Raw genomic sequence first — 15,883 nt, 5'->3', positions numbered from 1 at the left:
GGGGGCCCTACCTGCCGCCCTACTACCACCCCGGCCCCGACGCCCCGGAGATCCGCTACCTGCTCGACCGGCGCCGCACGCTGGGCGGGAAGGCCGTCTAGGGTCAGGCGACGCCGGGGTCCGACGTCTGCTCGGGGGCGGCCATCACGTCGTCGATGCGGTACTGGCGGGCGGCCGCGACCGGCACGGACGGGTCGATCTCGCCGTCGCGGGCCAGCGCCTCGAGCACCGCGACGACCTGCGACTCGGCGTCGGTGTTGAAGTAGCGGCGCGCGGCGGGCCGGGTGTCGGAGAAGCCGAACCCGTCGGTGCCCAACGTGACGAAGGTGCCCGGCACCCACTGGCGGATCTGCTCGGGCACGGCGCGCATCCAATCCGACACCGCGATGACGGGGCCGCTGGCATCGGCGAGGGCGCGTGTCACGTAGGGGGTGCCGGCCGGCTGGTCTGGGTGACGCAGCCGGGCCTTCTCGACGTTGACGCCGTCGCGGTTCAGTTCGCCCCAGCTGGTCACCGACCACACGTCGGCGGCGACGTCCCATTCGGCGGCCAGCATGTCGGCGGCCTGCAGCGCCGCGGGCATGGCGACCCCGGAGGCCAGGATCTGAGCCTTGTTGGCCCGTTGTTCGGTGGCGGCGCGGTAGCGGTAGATGCCGCGCAGCACGCCCTCGGGGTCGAAGTTGTCCGGCTCGGGCGGCTGCACGTAGGGCTCGTTGTAGACGGTGATGTAGAAGAAGACGTTCTCCGGGTTGTCGCCGAACATGCGCGCCAGCCCGCTCTCCACGATGTAGGCGATCTCGAAGGCGAACGCCGGGTCGTAGGACACCACCGCGGGATTGGTGGCGGCCAGCAGCAGCGAGTGGCCGTCGGCGTGCTGCAGGCCCTCACCGGTCAGCGTGGTGCGCCCGGCGGTCGCGCCGAGCAGGAAGCCGCGCGTCATCTGGTCGGCCGCGGCCCACAGCCCGTCGCCGGTGCGCTGGAACCCGAACATGGAATAGAAGATGTAGATCGGGATCATCGGCTCGTTGTGCGTCGCATAGGACGTGCCGGCCGCGATGAACGAGCCCACCGAGCCGGCCTCGTTGATGCCCTCGTGCAGGATTTGGCCGACTTCGCTTTCCTTGTACGCCAGCATCAGCTCGGCGTCGACGGCCGTGTACAGCTGGCCGAGGCGGTTGTAGATCTTCAGCGACGGGAACCACGAGTCCATCCCGAACGTGCGCGCCTCGTCGGGAATGATCGGCACGATCCGCGGCCCAACCTCCTTGTGCCGCAACACTTCCTTGAACGTGCGCACCGTCGCCATGGTGGTGGCGACCTCCTGGTGTCCCGACCCCTTCTTCAGCGCGGCGTAGGTGTCGCGGCCGGGCAGCGAAAGCGCCTTGGCCTTGGTCCGGCGTTCCGGGAGGAAGCCGCCCAGCGCGCGGCGCCGGTCGAGCAGGTAGCGGATCTCCGGGGCGTCGGGGCCGGGGTGGTAGTAGGGCGGCAGGTAGGGATCCTCTTCGAGCTGGGCGTCGCTGATCGGGATCCGGATGGCGTCGCGGAAGTCCTTGAGGTCTTGCAGCGCAAGCTTTTTCATCTGATGGGTGGCGTTGCGGCCCTGGAAGTGCGCGCCCAGCGAGTAGCCCTTGATGGTCTTGGCCAGGATCACCGTCGGCTGCCCCTGGTGGTCGACGGCGGCGCGGTAGGCGGCGTACACCTTGCGGTAGTCGTGCCCGCCGCGCTTGAGGTTCCAGATCTCCGAATCGGTCATCTGCTCCACGAGCGCCTTGGTGCGCGGGTCGCGACCGAAGAAGTGGTCCCGCACGTAGGCCCCGTCGTTGGCCTTGTAGGTCTGGTAGTCGCCGTCGGGCGTGGTGTTCATCAGATTGACCAGCGCGCCGTCCTTGTCGGCGTGCAGCAGGGCGTCCCACTCGCGCCCCCACACCACCTTGATGACGTTCCAGCCCGCGCCGCGGAAGAACGACTCCAGCTCCTGGATGATCTTGCCGTTGCCGCGCACCGGGCCGTCGAGGCGCTGCAGGTTGCAGTTGATCACGAAGGTCAGGTTGTCCAGGCCCTCGAGCGCCCCGACGTGCGCCAGGCCGCGGCTCTCGGGCTCGTCCATCTCGCCGTCGCCCAGGAAGCACCAGACGTGCTGGTCGGAGGTGTCCTTGATGCCGCGGTCGTGCAGGTAGTGGTTGAACCGGGCCTGATAGATGGCGTTGAGCGGGCCCAGGCCCATCGACACGGTGGGGAACTCCCAGAAATCGGGCATCAGCCGCGGGTGCGGGTAGGAGGGCAGCCCGCCGCCGGCGTGGCTGTGCTCCTGGCGGAAGCCGTCCATCTGGTCCTCGGACAGGCGGCCCTCGAGGAAGGCGCGGGCGTAAATGCCGGGGGAGGCGTGGCCCTGGATGAAGACCTGGTCGCCGCCGCCGGGATGCGACTTGCCGCGGAAGAAGTGGTTGAAGCCGACCTCGTACAGCGCCGCCGACGAGGCGTAGGTCGAAATGTGGCCGCCCACACCGATTCCCGGGCGCTGGGCGCGGTGCACCATGATCGCGGCGTTCCACCGGATCCACGCCCGGTAGCGGCGCTCGACGTCCTCGTCGCCGGGGAACCACGGCTCCAGCTCGGTCGGGATGGTGTTGACGTAGTCGGTCGACGTCAGCGCCGGAATCGCCACGCGCTTCTCACGGGAACGTTCCAGCAGGCGCAGCATCAAATAGCGCGCCCGCGCCGGCCCCGAGCGCGCCAGCAGTTCGTCGAAGGACTCGAGCCATTCCGACGTCTCGTCGGGGTCAATGTCGGGCAGATAGGACGCCACACCCTCGCGGATCACCCGAACGCGGTCGGGTTCGCTTGCGCTGCTTGGGGTTTTCGCCAGGTCATGGCGCGCGAACTCGGTGGTCAACTTCCGCTCCTGTAGTCGGCGGGGGCAACGGCTTGCGCCGTATCTCCCTATCGTGCCGCACCGACGTTTCGGGCGGGTAGCCGCGGTGAGGATCCGGACCCGGTAACGTCTCCACTCGTGCTCATCGGATGGCGTGCCGTCCCTCGCATGCACCTGGGGGAGATCCCCAAGCGAGGCGCGCTGGCGCTTGGCCTAGTCGCGGCGCTGACCATCGGGATCGTGGGGTGTACCAGCGTCACCAAGGGGACCGCCACCCCCGACACCAATGTCGCCCCGGCCTACCGGCAGTCGGTGTCCGCGTCGGTGTCGGCCTCGTCGGCCACGTCGCGCGTGAAGGAGTCGCAGCGCCAGGCCTCGCTGACGACCAGGGCGGTGCACACCTCGTGCGACACGCTGGCCACCTCCGCCAAGGACGCGATCGACCGGGTGAACGACTACGTCGCGGCGTTCAACGCGGGCCGCAACACCGGCCCGAACGAGGGCCCGGCGATCGGCGCGCTCAACGACAGCGCCACCACGGTCTCCAACAGCTTCAGCGATGCCCTGTCGCAGCAGCTGAAGGACGCGTTCAACGCCTATGTCGACGCGGCCCGCGGGGTGGCCAACGCCATCGGCACGCACGCGTCCATCGCGGAGTTCAACAGGCGGGTCGACCAGCTCAACGACACCAAGACGAAGGCGCTGAAACTCTGCCTGGCGTCCTACTGAGCCGCCTGGTGAGGGACGGGTATGGACCGGGTCGTGGCTATGCGACGATAATTCCCATCACACGGCGCGCGAACGGCTTAAGGAGGCTCCACGGTGGTCGCGGCGGATGACGCCCCGAGCTACGCTCGCAAACTCGGCATCCATCGGGACCAGGTTGTTCAGGAGTGGGGCTGGGACGAGGACACCGACGACGACATCCGGGCCGCGGTCGAGGAGGCCTGCGGCAGCGAGTTGCTCGACGAGGACAGCGACGAGGTGATCGACGTCGTGCTGCTGTGGTGGCGTGACGGGGACGGCGACCTGGTGGACACCCTGATGGACGCGATCAGCCCGCTGGCCGAGGACGGCGTGATCTGGGTGCTGACGCCCAAGACCGGCAAGCCCGGGCACGTGCTGCCCGCCGAGATCGCCGAGGCGGCCCCCACCGCCGGCCTGATGCCGACGTCGTCGGTCAACCTGGGCGACTGGAGCGCCAGCCAACTGGTGCAGCCGAAGTCGCGGACCGGGAAGCGTTGATGCTGCCCGTCGGCACCACCGCCCCCGACTTCACATTGCGCGACCAAAACCAGCAGCCCGTCACCCTGAGCTCCTACCGGGGCGACAAGAACGTCCTGCTGATCTTTTTCCCGCTGGCGTTCACCGGGATCTGCCAGGGCGAGCTCGATCTTCTGCGCGATCACCTGCCGGAATTCGAAAACGACGACAGCGTCGCGTTGGCGATCTCGGTGGGTCCGCCGCCCACCCACAAGATCTGGGCCCTCGAGAGCGGGTTCACCTTCCCCGTGCTGTCGGACTTCTGGCCGCACGGCGAGGTCAGCCAGGCCTACGGCGTGTTCAACGCCGAGGCCGGCTACCCCAATCGCGGGACGTTCGTGGTCGATCGTTCCGGGATAATCAGGTTCGCCGAGATGAAACAGCCCGGGGAGTCCCGCGACCAGCGGCTGTGGACTCAAGCCCTGGCCGCGTTGAAGGCCTGAATTTTTTGGGTGGACGGCCTTCGGGCGTGTAACCTGCGGCGTTGCATAGGGCGCGTAGCTCAGTGGTAGAGCTCTGGTTTTACACACCAGCGGTCGGCGGTTCGATACCGTCCGCGCCCACTCGTTCGTGTTTCCGGTCTGTGCCTGTCAGGGCCGAATCTGGTCGTAGTCGATGAACACGTGCCGCGGGCCCCGGAACACTTGGCTGATCCGGTACGGCGGCGGGTCTTCCACCAACCGTGGGTTGTCCACGCGGCTCAGGAATGCCTCGAATGCGGTGTTGACCTCCAGGCGGGCCAGCGGTCCACCGAAGCAGACGTGAATGCCGCGTCCCCAACCCACGTGCTCGTTGTCCTGACGTTGTGGGTCGAAGGTGTTCGGGTCGGGGAAGCGCCTCGGGTCGCGGTTGGCCGCGCCGTACATCAGGAAGATGGGTGAGCCCTTCGGGATCGTCGTGCCGGCGATCTCGATGTCCGCCAGCGCCGAGCGGCTCGGGAAAAACTGCACCGAGGACTGGAGCCGGAGCACTTCCTCGATGGCGCCGGGAATCAAATCCGGTCTGCTGCGCAATAATTCGATCGACCCAGGGTTGCGCAGAACCGTCAGCACGCAGTGCGAGATCAGGTTGACCGTGGAGTCATGACCGGCGACGAACAACAGGATCGTGTTGTTCACGATCTCGCTGGGCGACAGCGGCCCATCGGGTCCGTCGTCGTGCACCAGCTGCGAAATCATGCCCGGGCAGGGGGATTTCGCGGCGCGTTCGACCAGCCCGATGATGTATTGCTTGAGTTCCTGGCCGGCCTGCACCCCTCTGGCGCGGCGGGCCTGCCCTTCCTCGGTTTCGATCTCGGGGCCCAGGTCGAAGACGCCGGCCGCCATGTCGGCGATCCAGGTGTGGAATTGCGGCTCGTCTTCCAACGGCACACCCAGGATGCGGCAGATCACCTCCACCGGAAGCGGATAGGCGAAGTCGTCGACGGTATCGATGCGCGTCTTGCCCATCGCCTTGTCGAGCAGGTCGTTGACGATCCGCCGGCACAACGGCTCCTGGCTGGGAATCACGTCCGGCGAATGGGGCGGCCCGAAGTAGCGCATGCACGAGCGGCGGGCCCGGTCGTGGTCGGGCGGATCCTGCTGGATGAAGCTCAAGTCCTGGCCGTAGCGGTCGATCATCTCGGCCACCGAGGGGTCGGTGATTTCGCGGGGACGGCCGCCAAGCGGGCTCCGGCGGAAATCGGAGCTCACCCGCGGGTCGTGGGCCAGCGCGATGAGCTCCGGGTACCCGGTGACGGCGTAGACGCCGTTGGTCACCCGCGCGACCGGCGTCTTGCGTAGCTCGTCGAAGAACGGGTAAGGGTTGGCGCGGTTCTCCAGCTTCATGGCCTCGTCCCAGGCCTCTTCGGGCGTCATAGTGCTTCCCTTACCTGAATCACGGTGTCTTTCTTGGCTTTTGATTGTCAGGTCGGTCCGCCGCGACGGGGCCGAAACTCGGCCCGGCGCTCGGATGGGTCATGACCGGTCAGCACCACGTCCGGGGTCTCGGTGACGCCGCGGGCGGGGAAGTCGGCCGGCATCACGCGCATGTCCTCGGGGAAATCGGAACCGGCCGGATTCGGCGGAAACGGCGCCGAGCGTGCGATCTGCGCCTCGTAGTACGGGATCCACTTGCCGTGGTTGAAAGTGACCGCGCCGACGATGCGTCCGCGCCGCCCGTAGGCCGCGGCGAACCGGCGCTCCTTGACCGAGCCCTGGGTAAACATGATTTCGTCACCGAACGACGGCACCCCGACGGACTTGATGTTGACTCCGAACTGAGCCGACCAGAACTGCGGAATCATCAGGTGCGCCCAGCGGTCCGTCTCGGCACACACCATGTTGTGGGCGGCGACCTGGGCACCCAGCACCGCGTTGTCCCAGTGCTCCATGGCCAGAAACTCATAGTCGTAGAGCACGTGGGGCGCACGGGCGATGTCGCCGGCCACGAAGATGCGGCTAGTGACCACGCCGTTGACATCAAACGCGCGGCAGCCCGCGTCACAGCCCACACCCCAAAAACCGGCGGCCAGCCCGGCCCCGTCGAGCCACTCGATGTTGCGGATCGACCCGAGCGAGGTGACCACCACGTCGACGTCGAGGACGCTGCCGTCGGACAGGCGCACGCGACGCACGTGCCCAGCCGCGTCGCCCTCCATCTCCAGCACCGAGACGCCGGTGCGCAGGTCCACCCCGGCCTCACGCTGCATCTCGGCGGCGATTCCGCCGATTACCCCGCCCAGCGGGCCGGATAGCGGCGCCGGGCCGCGTTCGGCGACGGTGACATCCAGGCCCAGGTCCCGGCACACCGAGGCCACTTCCGAACCGATGAACCCGGACCCGATGATCAGCACGCGGCGAGGGCCGGCCGCCAGGGCTGCCTGCAGCGCCGCCGCATCGGCGCTGGTGCGTACGGTGTGGACGCCCTCGAGGGCGGCTTCGTCGGGGTTGGGCCATCTCCGTGACCGCACACCGGTGGCGATGAGCGCCGCATCCGCCTCGACCTCGCTGCCGTCGGCGAGGCGTACCAGCCGGTTGACGCGGTCCAAGCCGGTCGCGGCCACACCGAGCCGCCATTCGGCGTCGACGCGGCGCATCCGGGGCAGCTTGGTCGCGTCGGCGCTGACCCATCCGGCGAGGACCTGCTTGGACAGCGGTGGCCGGTCATACGGCTCGTGCGGTTCGTCGCCGATGATGGTCAGATGCCCGCGAAAGCCCTCCTCGCGCAACGCCTCTGCGGCGCGGAGCCCGGCCAGCGACGCGCCGACAATGACGATGCGACCGTTGTCTTCGACGGCACTTCCCTGCGCCATGCCCGCCTACTGCTCGTCGTCCAGCTGATCGAGGATGATCGCTTGCACCGGGCATGAGGCCGCCGCCCGCAACACCCGCAGGCGCTGAGCGTCGTCAGGGTTGGGGTTGTAGGTCAAGGCTTCTTCCCCCTTGAGCCTGAGCACCTCCGGCGCCAGCGGGACACACTGCGCGTAGCCGAGGCAGCGATTCAGGTCGACGACAATTCGCATAGCCACCGCCTCAATGTGTGAAGAGCAAGGCTTCTCAACGCCGGGCTTATCGTGCCGACAAAGATGGACCCTACGCCGTTTGCGCGAGCCCGGTTCGCCTCGCTCAGGGTTTCTGCGATTCGGCTCCGTTGCCCCTGATTTGCCGGAATGGCAAGGTCGGCTATCTTTGCGGCCCTGCCGATTTCATGACTGAACTAAGCGCCGCGTTGGTGGCGTGTGGTCTCGGCTCGGGTCATATCCACGTGGAGACATTCGGGTTGGTGGAGGTGGCACTCACCCCGGGAATCACGCAGACCTTCGTGCCACCTCACCTTCCGTCGGGCCCGCCCGGGCCCGGCCCGCAGGTTGAGTTTGCCGGTCAACCCGACCAAATATTAGGCAAGGCTAGCTTTACTAACTCTAGTGTGTGTAGCCTACCCTTACTTCGGGCATCTTACGGTGGAAGGACAGCTACGTATGAGTTTTCTGGTGTTGCCGCCAGAGATTAATTCGGCGCGGATGTACACGGGTCCGGGGGCGGGGCCGATGCTTGCCGCCGCTGCGGCGTGGGAGGGGCTGGCCGCCGAGCTGGACGCGGCGGCAGGCTCGTTCGGGTCGGTGACCTCGGGCCTGGCCGCTGAGGCGTGGCAAGGCGCCGCGTCGCAGGCGATGGCCGGTGCGGCCGCACCCTACGCGGCGTGGTTGGCGACGGCCGCGGCCGGCGCGCAGACGGCGGCCGGGCAGGCCAAGTTCGCGGCCGCGGTGTTCGAGGCCGCCCGGGCGGCGGCGGTGCATCCAGGGCTGGTCTCCTCCAACCGGTTCCAATTGGTGTCGCTGGTCAACTCGAACCTGTTCGGCTTCAACGCGCCGGCGATCGCGGCCGCCGAGGCCGAGTACGAGCAGATGTGGGCCCAGGACGTGGTCGCGATGGTGAGTTATCACGGCGGGGCGTCGGGCGCCGTCGCGGCGCTGGCACCGTGGGAGCAGGTGTTGCAAAGCCTGCCGAGTCTGCAAGGCGTGAACGTGGGTCTCGGCAACATCGGCACCTTGAACCTGGGCAGCGGAAACTACGGGTCGTATAACTTCGGCGGCGGCAACAGCGGCCCCGGCACGACCGGCGGGGGCAACTTCAACTTCGGCTTCGGCAACTATGGATCCTTCAATTTCGGTGCGGGCAACGGTAACTCGCTCTTCAGCGAGGCGACGTCCTACTACAACGTGGGATTCGCCAACATAGGTCAGTTCAACTTCGGCGTCGGCAACATCGGTGGCGGCAACATCGGCATCGGCAACGGCAGCGCCTATTCGCACGACAACCCGGCCCCCGGCTATCTCAACGTCGGTATTGGCAACCTCGGCAACGGGAACTGGGGCATCGGGAACCTGGGTAACAGCAACATCGGCTTGGGCAACCTCGGCAACAACGACATCGGCATCGGGCTCACCGGCAACAACCAAATCGGGTTCGGCGGCCTCAACGCCAATGGTGCCGGTTGGAACATCGGCCTGGGGAACAACGGCAGCTTCAACTTCGGCTTCGGCAACACCGGCAACAACAACTTCGGCCTGGCCAACACCGGCAACCACGACATCGGCATCGGGCTAACCGGCGACAACCAAATCGGGTTCGGCGGCTGGAACTCGGGCAGTGGCAACACCGGTCTGTTCAACTCGGGCACCGGCAACACCGGGATCTTCAATTCGGGGAGCGGCAATTTGGGCATCGCCAACACCGGCAGCCATAACTGGGGGCTGGTCAACTCCGGCACATTCGACACCGGTGTCGGCAACACGGGCAGCACCGAAACCGGTTTCTGGAACGCCGGCAGCAGGAGCACCGGTTTGTTCAATGCGGGCTCCAACAACTTCGGCGTTCTGGATGCAGGTACCAGGAACGTCGGTTTCTTCGATGCGGGGACCGCCAACATGGGCAGCTTCGATTCGGGCCTCAGCAACGTCGGCTGGGGTAACTCGGGCTTTGCCAATGTGGGCTCGTTCAACGCCGGAAGCTGCAACACGGGGGCCTTCAACTCCGGGGGCACCATAGACGGGGCCGGAAATACCGGCTTCTTCAACGCGGGCAACACCAACACGGGCTTCTTCAACTCGGGCAACACCAACACCGGTTTCTGGAACTCGGGCAATGTGAATACGGGCTTCTTCGGTACGGGCAACTACACCGGCAACTCGGGCTTCGGCAACACCGGCACGGGCAACTCCGGCTTTTTCAACACCGGCGGTGACAACAACTCCGGATTTAACAATTCGGCCGCCGCCGGTTACAGCTCGGGTTTCTGGAACTCGGGCGGCGGCACAGAAATGGGCTTCTTCAACTCGGGCGGCAACGGATACAACGTCGGCTACTTCAACTCGGGCCACGGGGGTAGCAACATCGGCATCGGCAACTCGGGTACCGGCGGCGGCAACGTCGGCCTTTTCAACACGGACTCGAACCCCACCGAGGGCGAAAGCACCGGCATCCTCAATTCTGGCGCCGGCCACAACGTCGGTGTCTACGACTCGGGCGACCACGACTCCGGTGTCGGCAACTCGGGCAGCAGAAGTTCGGGTGGCTTCAACACCGGCAACTATCAGTCAGGGTTCTACAACGGCAGATAGGCAACGCCTGGCGGGCAGGCGAGGCGGTGTGGCAACCTCAGGGCGTGAACGAGCAACCCGTGCGGCCGTTTCGCATCGACGTGCCCGACGCCGACCTCGACGACCTGCGCTCACGGCTGGCGCGCACCCGCTGGCCGGAGGCCGAATGCGTCGACGACTGGAGCCAAGGCATTCCGCTGGCGTACACCCGCGAGCTGGCCGACTACTGGGCCAACACCTACGACTGGCGGTCCCGGGAGTCCGCGCTGAACCGGTTCGATCAGTTCGTCACCGAAATCGACGGGCTGGACATCCATTTCATCCACCAGCGCTCGCCGCACGAGGGCGCCTTCCCGTTGGTGATCACCCACGGCTGGCCGGGTTCGATCGTGGAGTTCCACAAGGTGATCGAGCCGCTGACCAATCCGGCGTCGGGGCGCGCCGAGGACGCGTTTCACGTCGTGTGCCCGTCACTTCCCGGCTACGGCTTTTCGGGCAAGCCCACCCGCACGGGATGGGGCGTCGAACGGATCGCCGACGCGTGGGAGACGCTGATGCTGCGCCTCGGCTACGACCGTTACGGCGCCCAGGGCGGTGACTGGGGCGCCGCGGTCACCACGCAGATGGGCCGAAACGGCGGTCACTGCGCGGGCATTCATGTGAACATGCCGATCGGGCGGCCCACCAAGGAGGCGCTGGCGAATCCGACGCCGGAGGAGCAACGCGCGCTGGCCCAGTTGGCCGAGCACCGCAAGTGGGGGACCGGCTATTCCAAGCAACAGTCCACCCGGCCGCAAACGGTGGGCTACGGGTTGGTGGATTCGCCGGTGGGCCAACTGGCGTGGATCGTCGAGAAGTTCTGGGCGTGGACGGATTGCGACGGGCACCCCGAGAACGCGTTGACCCGCGATGAGCTGCTCGACAATGTCATGGTCTATTGGGTGACCGGCACCGGCGCCTCCTCGGCCCGCCTGTACTGGGAGAGCTTCCGGGTGTGGGGGCAGATCGACCGCGTCGAATTGCCCACCGGGATAGCGGCTTTCCCCCGCGAGCTGCTGAAGTCGCCGCGGAGCTGGTGCGAGCCGGCCTACAACATCACGCACTGGACCGACATGCCGCGCGGCGGGCACTTCGCCGCGTTCGAACAACCCGAGCTGTTCGTCGACGACGTGCGCGCGTTCTTCGCGACGCTGCGCTGACCGACCGCGGGATCACGCCCTCGGTGGTGCGAATAGCTCCAGGGCGATGCCGTCGGGGTCGCGAAAGCTCAATCCCGAGCCATAGGGCGCGTCCACGATGCCGCCATGGTCGACGCCCAGCTCGTCCAGCCGCGTGACCCACTTCTCCAGGTCAGCGCGGCTGGCGCACCCGAAGCCGACATGGTCGAGCCCGACCCGCAGCTCGCTGAAAGCCTCGTCGGGCGCGGCGCGGTCGTGCTGGTGGATGCCGAATATCGTGCCGCCCTCGAGCATCCACACCAGGTGCCGAAAGCCGGCGTCGGTGTGCTCGTCGAGGATCGGCTCGGCGTCGAAAAGCCTGCGATACCAGGGGCCGCTGATCTCGAGGTCGCGCACCGTGACCGCGACATGGTTGAGCGAGGGGAAGGGCATGGCCCGACTCTACCGTCAGACGATCCGCCAGCCCCTCCGAGCCCGAAAACGCATGTCCCACAGGTAAATCTGATAGCCGAAGATCCAAACGCGATGCGGGATGAGCCGGTCGGCCAAGCGCAGGCCGGTCAGCAGCCATTCGAACCGGCGCTGCTGGGCCTGCGACCAGTCCAGCCCCATCATCGCCCGAAACTCCGGCGCCAAGAAACCCGTCGTCGCGAACAGGTTGAACGGCCCGGCCAGCGCCCGCAGCGGCAGCGGGAGGAACGCCATCGAGGCCACGCCGCGCAGGTGTTCGCGCACCGGCGGGTCGATGCGCAGCTCGTCGAGGGAACGCTTCCTATACTCGTCGAACGCGGCGAGGTCGGGCGGCCACATGCGCTCGGGCACCTGCAGCGTCGTCCCCAGCCGTTTGGCGTCGCGATACACGGCTTCGGCGCTGGCGTCGTCCAGCGGTCCGTGCAGGAACTCGTGCTGGTCGACGAAATAGCGGTACAGGCAGGCGGCCACCCACAGCTGCAGCTTGGGGTCAAAAGCGTTGTAGGACACCGGGCTCGACGAGGTCGAGCGGACCTGCCGGTGCGCGACGTCCACGGCGTCACGGATCAACGCCCGGTCGGACTGCGTCCCGATGGCCGCGACGGCCAGGTAGGTGCCGGTGGTGCGGGCCCGCTTGAACGGATGCTTGTAGACGTTGCCGCTGTCCACCGGGCTTTCCAGCACGCCGTAACCGACGCCGGGCAGGGCGAGCTGCATGATCACGTTCGCGGCGGGCAGCAATGTCGCCGCCGGGTTCAACAAATCCGCGATCCGGGTTGCGGGCCGCTTCATCGCGGATTACCCGTCATGGAGTCGAGTACACCACGGCAAACCGTTATTTCCGCCGAAAAGTGGGCAGACGAGGGCGATGAGTACCCAACCTGGCCCGATCCGACCGCTGCCGCGCGCGCCCAACCTGTCACCGACGGCCGACCCCGACGCATTGCTGTGGTGGGTGGTGGGCCTGCTGATCGTCGTGGTGATTGTGGCGGCCATTTTGGCCATCTAGTCGCCGACCCCGGTCGCGGCCGGTGTGAGACGCTGCCCGGGTGCATGCGACTCGGGCCCGGACCGCGGGCGTGCTGGCCGGCTACCTGGCCGACCTCGCGCTGGGCGACCCCCGGCGCGGCCACCCGGTCGCGCTGTTCGGGCGGGCGGCCGCGGCGCTGGAGCGCGCCACCTACCGCGACACCAAGGGGGCCGGCGCACTGCACGTGGGCCTGCTGGTCGGTGCGGTGACGCTGCTGGGCACGGCCGCCGCCCGTCGGGGCGGGCCGTTGGCGACGGTCGCAGCGACGTGGGTCTGCCTCGGCGGGACGTCGTTGTCGCGCACCGGCCTCGAAATGTCGCGACTGTTGGAGAGCGGCGACGTCGATGCCGCCCGACGGCTGCTGCCGTCGCTGTGCGGGCGCGACCCGGCCCGGCTGGACGCCGCAGGCCTGACGCGCGCGGCGCTGGAATCGGTCGCCGAGAACACCTCCGACGCCCAAGTGGCGCCGCTGCTGTGGGCGACGGCCGGCGGGGCGCCCGGGGTGCTGGCGTACCGCGACATCAACACGCTGGATTCGATGATCGGCCACCGCTCCCCGCGCTACATCCGATTCGGTTGGGCCGCAGCGCGATTGGACGACGCGGCCAACTACCTCCCCGCGCGCGTGACCGCCGCGCTGGTGGTGCTGTGCGCACCGCTGGTCTCCGGGTCGTCGTCGGGGGCGCTGCGGGCCTGGCGCCGTGACGCGGCGCGGCATCCGAGCCCAAACGCCGGGGTGGTCGAGGCCGCCTTCGCCGGCGCGCTGGGCGTTCGGCTCGGCGGGCCGACGCAGTATCGCCACGAGCTGCAGATCCGCCCGACGCTCGGCGACGGCCGGCCGCCCGACGTGGCCGACCTGCGCCGCGCGGTGGCGCTGTCGCGGGCGGTGCAGGCGGCCGCCGCCGCGACGATCGCGTGTGCGCTCACGGCTTTGGGCGTGAGCGTAGGGCGAGGGAATCGCGATTTGCACGGCCTCGGTTCACACTGAAAGTCGCTACCGCCGGCGGCCGTAGCGGTCGGCGAGCTTGTCCTCGACCGTCACCGGCGCGGCCGCGGTTTGTTGCTTTTCCCGGCGGCGCACCCGCAGCTCGGAGTAGACGAAGTAGCCCAATCCGATGGGCGCGAGGATGCCGAACGAAATCCACTGAATGCCATAGGAAAGGAACGGCCCGGCATCGAGGTGCGGCACGCCGATCACGCCCAGGCCGCCCGGCTGGTTGTCGACCAACTGCAGATAGGACCCGGCCAGCGGCACCTTCGTCAACGCCGAGACCTGTTCGGTGTTGATCGAATACACCTGCTGCACGCCGTCTCTGACAAAAGGATCCTTGCCCGGCGCGGTGGGTTCGGAGTCACGAAGTCGAGCCGTGATCGTCACCGTTTCCGCCGGGGGGCGCGCCATCGGCGGGACATGCGAGCCCTGCTCGGGCCGCACGTAGCCTCGGTCGACCAGCACGGTCGGGCCGTCGTCGACGACGAACGGCGCCAGCACCTCGAACGCCGGGTCACCCTCGACCACCCGCAGCCGGGCCAACACCTGCACGTCGGGCAGGTAGTGCCCGGTCGCCGTCACCCGGCGCCACTGCGCACCCGGGGCCGACGAATCCTGCTGGGGCAGCAGGGTTTTCAGCGGCACCGGCGGGGTGTTGAGGGAGTACTCGATCTGGTGGTTTTCCCGCGACGTCCGGGTGTTCTTTCCCAGCTGCCAGGGCGCAAGCACCATGAAGCACAGGTACGTGAAGGCGATGACCACCAGCGCCAGGGCTATCCAGCCCGGGCGCAGCAGGAACGCCAGGCGGGACATCAAGCCTGGCCGTTTTCCGCGAGTCGTTCGTCGACCCAGGCGTGCAGTCCGGGCAGGGCGGCCTCGATGACGGCGAAGACGTCCTCGAAGTCGTCGTGGTCGCCGTAGTAGGGGTCCTCGACGTCCGGGGCGTGGGCGCCCGAGCGCGGGTCGAACGACCGCAGCATGCGGATCCGGTCTTCCCCGACGCCCAGCTGACGCAACATCCGAACATGGTTGCGGCCCAAGGCCACCACCAGGTCGGCCGCCAGGTGGTCGTCGTTGAGCTGCGCGGCGCAGTGGGCGGTGGAATAGCCGTGGGCATGCAGCACCCGGGTGGCCCGGTCGTCGGCGCAACTGCCGACATGCCAGTTGCCGGTGCCCGCGCTGGTCACCCGCACCGCGTCGCCGAGGCCGCGCCGCTGCAGCTGGTCGGCGAACATCTTCTCGGCCATCGGGGACCGGCAGATGTTGCCGGTGCAGACGAAGGTGACGTGCAGACGTTCAGACACCGAGCGCCCCCCGCAACTCCTCGACCGTCGCGGCGTGCGTCACGCCGGTGAGGCTGAACCCGTCCTCGAAATCGGACCGCCCGTAGCCCCAGCCGACCACCACCGTGTCGATGCCGTGCGCGGCCGCGCCGTGCACGTCGTGGCTGCGGTCGCCGACCATCAGCACCCGCTCGGGCAGTGGCTGCAACAGTTCGAGCGCGTGGGCCAGCACCTCCTCCTTGCTCTTGCGCGAGCCGTCGGGAGCCGCGCCGGCGATCACCTCGAAATACCCGTCCAGCCCGAAGTGGGCGAGGATGCGCCGCGCCGTGGCTTCCAGCTTGGAGGTGGCCACGGCCAGCCGGACCCCGGCGGCGCGCAGGTCGGCCAGCAGCGGCTCGATGCCGTCGAACAGCGTGTTCATCGCCCAGCCCCGCTCGCCGTACTCCGCGCGGAAGGCCGTGATCGCGTCCTCGGCGGAGTCGCCGAACATCGACCGGAAGGTGTCGTCCATCGGCGGGCCGACGATCTGCGCGGCCAGGTCCCCTTCGGGCACGGTCGCGCCGACGTGGTTGAGCGCGTGCAGGAAGCTGGCCACGATCCCTTCCGCCGAGTCGGTCAGCGTGCCGTCGAGATCGAAGATCACCAGCTCCGCGGCGGCTGGGACAGTCTCTGTCACCTCACCATTGTCCTAGATGGCCGCACGCGCTCAGCGCGGC

16 protein-coding genes and 1 tRNA gene are annotated in these 15,883 nt (G+C 68.0%); 8 read left to right on the top strand and 9 right to left on the bottom strand.

Annotated elements, in window-relative coordinates; all coding sequences use genetic code 11:
* Window positions 1-103 precede the first annotated feature (103 nt).
* A complete protein-coding gene (gene aceE, locus A9X00_RS22575) occupies window positions 104-2,893 on the bottom strand; it encodes a pyruvate dehydrogenase (acetyl-transferring), homodimeric type (protein ID WP_067158570.1) in 2,790 nt (929 codons plus the stop codon).
* Between the two features lie 117 nt (window positions 2,894-3,010).
* Between aceE and A9X00_RS22570 the strand changes: the two genes are divergently transcribed.
* From A9X00_RS22570 to A9X00_RS22555, 4 genes are all read left to right on the top strand, one after another.
* Window positions 3,011-3,601: a hypothetical protein gene (locus tag A9X00_RS22570; protein WP_067158568.1), complete on the top strand. Its 591-nt coding sequence runs from the start codon at window positions 3,011-3,013 to the stop codon at window positions 3,599-3,601.
* 93 nt (window positions 3,602-3,694) lie between these two features.
* On the top strand, window positions 3,695-4,117 hold the full coding sequence (locus A9X00_RS22565) for a DUF3052 domain-containing protein (RefSeq protein ID WP_066932751.1): 423 nt from the start codon (window positions 3,695-3,697) through the stop codon (window positions 4,115-4,117).
* Window positions 4,117-4,578 carry a peroxiredoxin gene (locus tag A9X00_RS22560; protein WP_067158566.1) on the top strand — a complete coding sequence of 154 codons (462 nt, stop codon included), beginning with the start codon at window positions 4,117-4,119 and terminating at the stop codon, window positions 4,576-4,578. Before A9X00_RS22565 ends, A9X00_RS22560 begins: the two co-directional genes overlap by 1 nt.
* 48 nt (window positions 4,579-4,626) lie before the next feature.
* Window positions 4,627-4,698: transfer RNA gene (locus A9X00_RS22555), tRNA-Val, on the top strand.
* 27 nt (window positions 4,699-4,725) lie between these two features.
* On the opposite strand, the gene A9X00_RS22550 is transcribed toward A9X00_RS22555, so the two are convergent.
* The 3 genes from A9X00_RS22550 to A9X00_RS22540 are packed head-to-tail and all read right to left on the bottom strand — an operon-like array spanning window position 4,726 to window position 7,637.
* Complete coding sequence (locus tag A9X00_RS22550; protein ID WP_067158564.1) at window positions 4,726-5,991, bottom strand: cytochrome P450; 1,266 nt, start codon at window positions 5,989-5,991, stop codon at window positions 4,726-4,728.
* A 47-nt stretch (window positions 5,992-6,038) separates the two neighbouring features.
* On the bottom strand, window positions 6,039-7,427 hold the full coding sequence (locus A9X00_RS22545; protein WP_067158562.1) for an NAD(P)/FAD-dependent oxidoreductase: 1,389 nt from the start codon (window positions 7,425-7,427) through the stop codon (window positions 6,039-6,041).
* Between the two features lie 6 nt (window positions 7,428-7,433).
* Window positions 7,434-7,637 carry a ferredoxin gene (locus A9X00_RS22540; RefSeq protein WP_067158559.1) on the bottom strand — a complete coding sequence of 68 codons (204 nt, stop codon included), beginning with the start codon at window positions 7,635-7,637 and terminating at the stop codon, window positions 7,434-7,436.
* A gap of 456 nt (window positions 7,638-8,093) precedes the next feature.
* Here A9X00_RS22540 and A9X00_RS22535 point away from each other — a divergent pair, with 456 nt between their 5' ends.
* Complete coding sequence (locus tag A9X00_RS22535; protein ID WP_067158557.1) at window positions 8,094-10,235, top strand: PPE family protein; 2,142 nt, start codon at window positions 8,094-8,096, stop codon at window positions 10,233-10,235.
* Window positions 10,236-10,294: 59 nt separating this feature from the next.
* Window positions 10,295-11,413, top strand: coding sequence for an epoxide hydrolase family protein (locus tag A9X00_RS22530; RefSeq protein WP_067158585.1), 1,119 nt, complete (start codon window positions 10,295-10,297; stop codon window positions 11,411-11,413).
* A gap of 12 nt (window positions 11,414-11,425) precedes the next feature.
* Here A9X00_RS22530 and A9X00_RS22525 read toward each other — a convergent pair whose 3' ends face one another.
* Together A9X00_RS22525 and A9X00_RS22520 are read right to left on the bottom strand one after the other, a co-directional pair.
* A complete protein-coding gene (locus A9X00_RS22525) occupies window positions 11,426-11,824 on the bottom strand; it encodes a VOC family protein (RefSeq protein WP_067158555.1) in 399 nt (132 codons plus the stop codon).
* A gap of 15 nt (window positions 11,825-11,839) precedes the next feature.
* On the bottom strand, window positions 11,840-12,655 hold the full coding sequence (locus A9X00_RS22520; protein ID WP_067158553.1) for an oxygenase MpaB family protein: 816 nt from the start codon (window positions 12,653-12,655) through the stop codon (window positions 11,840-11,842).
* Between the two features lie 76 nt (window positions 12,656-12,731).
* Here A9X00_RS22520 and A9X00_RS30905 point away from each other — a divergent pair, with 76 nt between their 5' ends.
* Both A9X00_RS30905 and A9X00_RS22515 read left to right on the top strand, forming a co-directional pair.
* Window positions 12,732-12,872 (top strand): hypothetical protein, encoded by a 141-nt coding sequence (locus A9X00_RS30905; protein ID WP_156772235.1) that lies wholly within the window; start codon window positions 12,732-12,734, stop codon window positions 12,870-12,872.
* Window positions 12,873-12,912: 40 nt separating this feature from the next.
* Window positions 12,913-13,881, top strand: a complete 969-nt coding sequence (locus A9X00_RS22515) for a cobalamin biosynthesis protein (protein WP_067158551.1) — start codon at window positions 12,913-12,915, stop codon at window positions 13,879-13,881.
* Between the two features lie 6 nt (window positions 13,882-13,887).
* On the opposite strand, the gene A9X00_RS22510 is transcribed toward A9X00_RS22515, so the two are convergent.
* From A9X00_RS22510 to A9X00_RS22500, 3 genes are read right to left on the bottom strand one after another with little or no spacing between them, the layout of a single operon-like run.
* Entirely contained in the window at window positions 13,888-14,697 is an 810-nt protein-coding gene (locus A9X00_RS22510; RefSeq protein WP_067158549.1) for an SURF1 family protein, read from the bottom strand.
* Window positions 14,697-15,188 carry a low molecular weight protein-tyrosine-phosphatase gene (locus A9X00_RS22505; RefSeq protein ID WP_067158547.1) on the bottom strand — a complete coding sequence of 164 codons (492 nt, stop codon included), beginning with the start codon at window positions 15,186-15,188 and terminating at the stop codon, window positions 14,697-14,699. The genes A9X00_RS22510 and A9X00_RS22505 overlap by 1 nt, the downstream gene beginning before the upstream one ends.
* A complete protein-coding gene (locus A9X00_RS22500) occupies window positions 15,181-15,810 on the bottom strand; it encodes an HAD-IA family hydrolase (RefSeq protein WP_067158545.1) in 630 nt (209 codons plus the stop codon). The genes A9X00_RS22505 and A9X00_RS22500 overlap by 8 nt, the downstream gene beginning before the upstream one ends.
* Window positions 15,811-15,883: the final 73 nt, after the last annotated feature.

This window comes from Mycobacterium sp. 1245805.9 (assembly GCF_001672915.1).
In the GTDB taxonomy this organism is placed as follows: domain Bacteria; phylum Actinomycetota; class Actinomycetes; order Mycobacteriales; family Mycobacteriaceae; genus Mycobacterium.
Note: the sequence above shows the minus strand (reverse complement) of the source record. Positions and strands in the feature narration are given on the sequence as shown.

Bases quoted from the DNA above. Each gene is read 5' to 3' on its own strand.
- A9X00_RS22560 (WP_067158566.1), top strand. From the start codon at position 4,117: ATGCTGCCCGTCGGCACCACCGCCCCCGACTTCACATTGCGCGACCAA.
- A9X00_RS22550 (WP_067158564.1), bottom strand. From the start codon at position 5,991: ATGACGCCCGAAGAGGCCTGGGACGAGGCCATGAAGCTGGAGAACCGC.
- A9X00_RS22545 (WP_067158562.1), bottom strand. From the start codon at position 7,427: ATGGCGCAGGGAAGTGCCGTCGAAGACAACGGTCGCATCGTCATTGTC.
- A9X00_RS22540 (WP_067158559.1), bottom strand. From the start codon at position 7,637: ATGCGAATTGTCGTCGACCTGAATCGCTGCCTCGGCTACGCGCAGTGT.
- A9X00_RS22535 (WP_067158557.1), top strand. From the start codon at position 8,094: ATGAGTTTTCTGGTGTTGCCGCCAGAGATTAATTCGGCGCGGATGTAC.
- A9X00_RS22525 (WP_067158555.1), bottom strand. From the start codon at position 11,824: ATGCCCTTCCCCTCGCTCAACCATGTCGCGGTCACGGTGCGCGACCTC.
- A9X00_RS22520 (WP_067158553.1), bottom strand. From the start codon at position 12,655: ATGAAGCGGCCCGCAACCCGGATCGCGGATTTGTTGAACCCGGCGGCG.
- A9X00_RS30905 (WP_156772235.1), top strand. From the start codon at position 12,732: ATGAGTACCCAACCTGGCCCGATCCGACCGCTGCCGCGCGCGCCCAAC.
- A9X00_RS22510 (WP_067158549.1), bottom strand. From the start codon at position 14,697: ATGTCCCGCCTGGCGTTCCTGCTGCGCCCGGGCTGGATAGCCCTGGCG.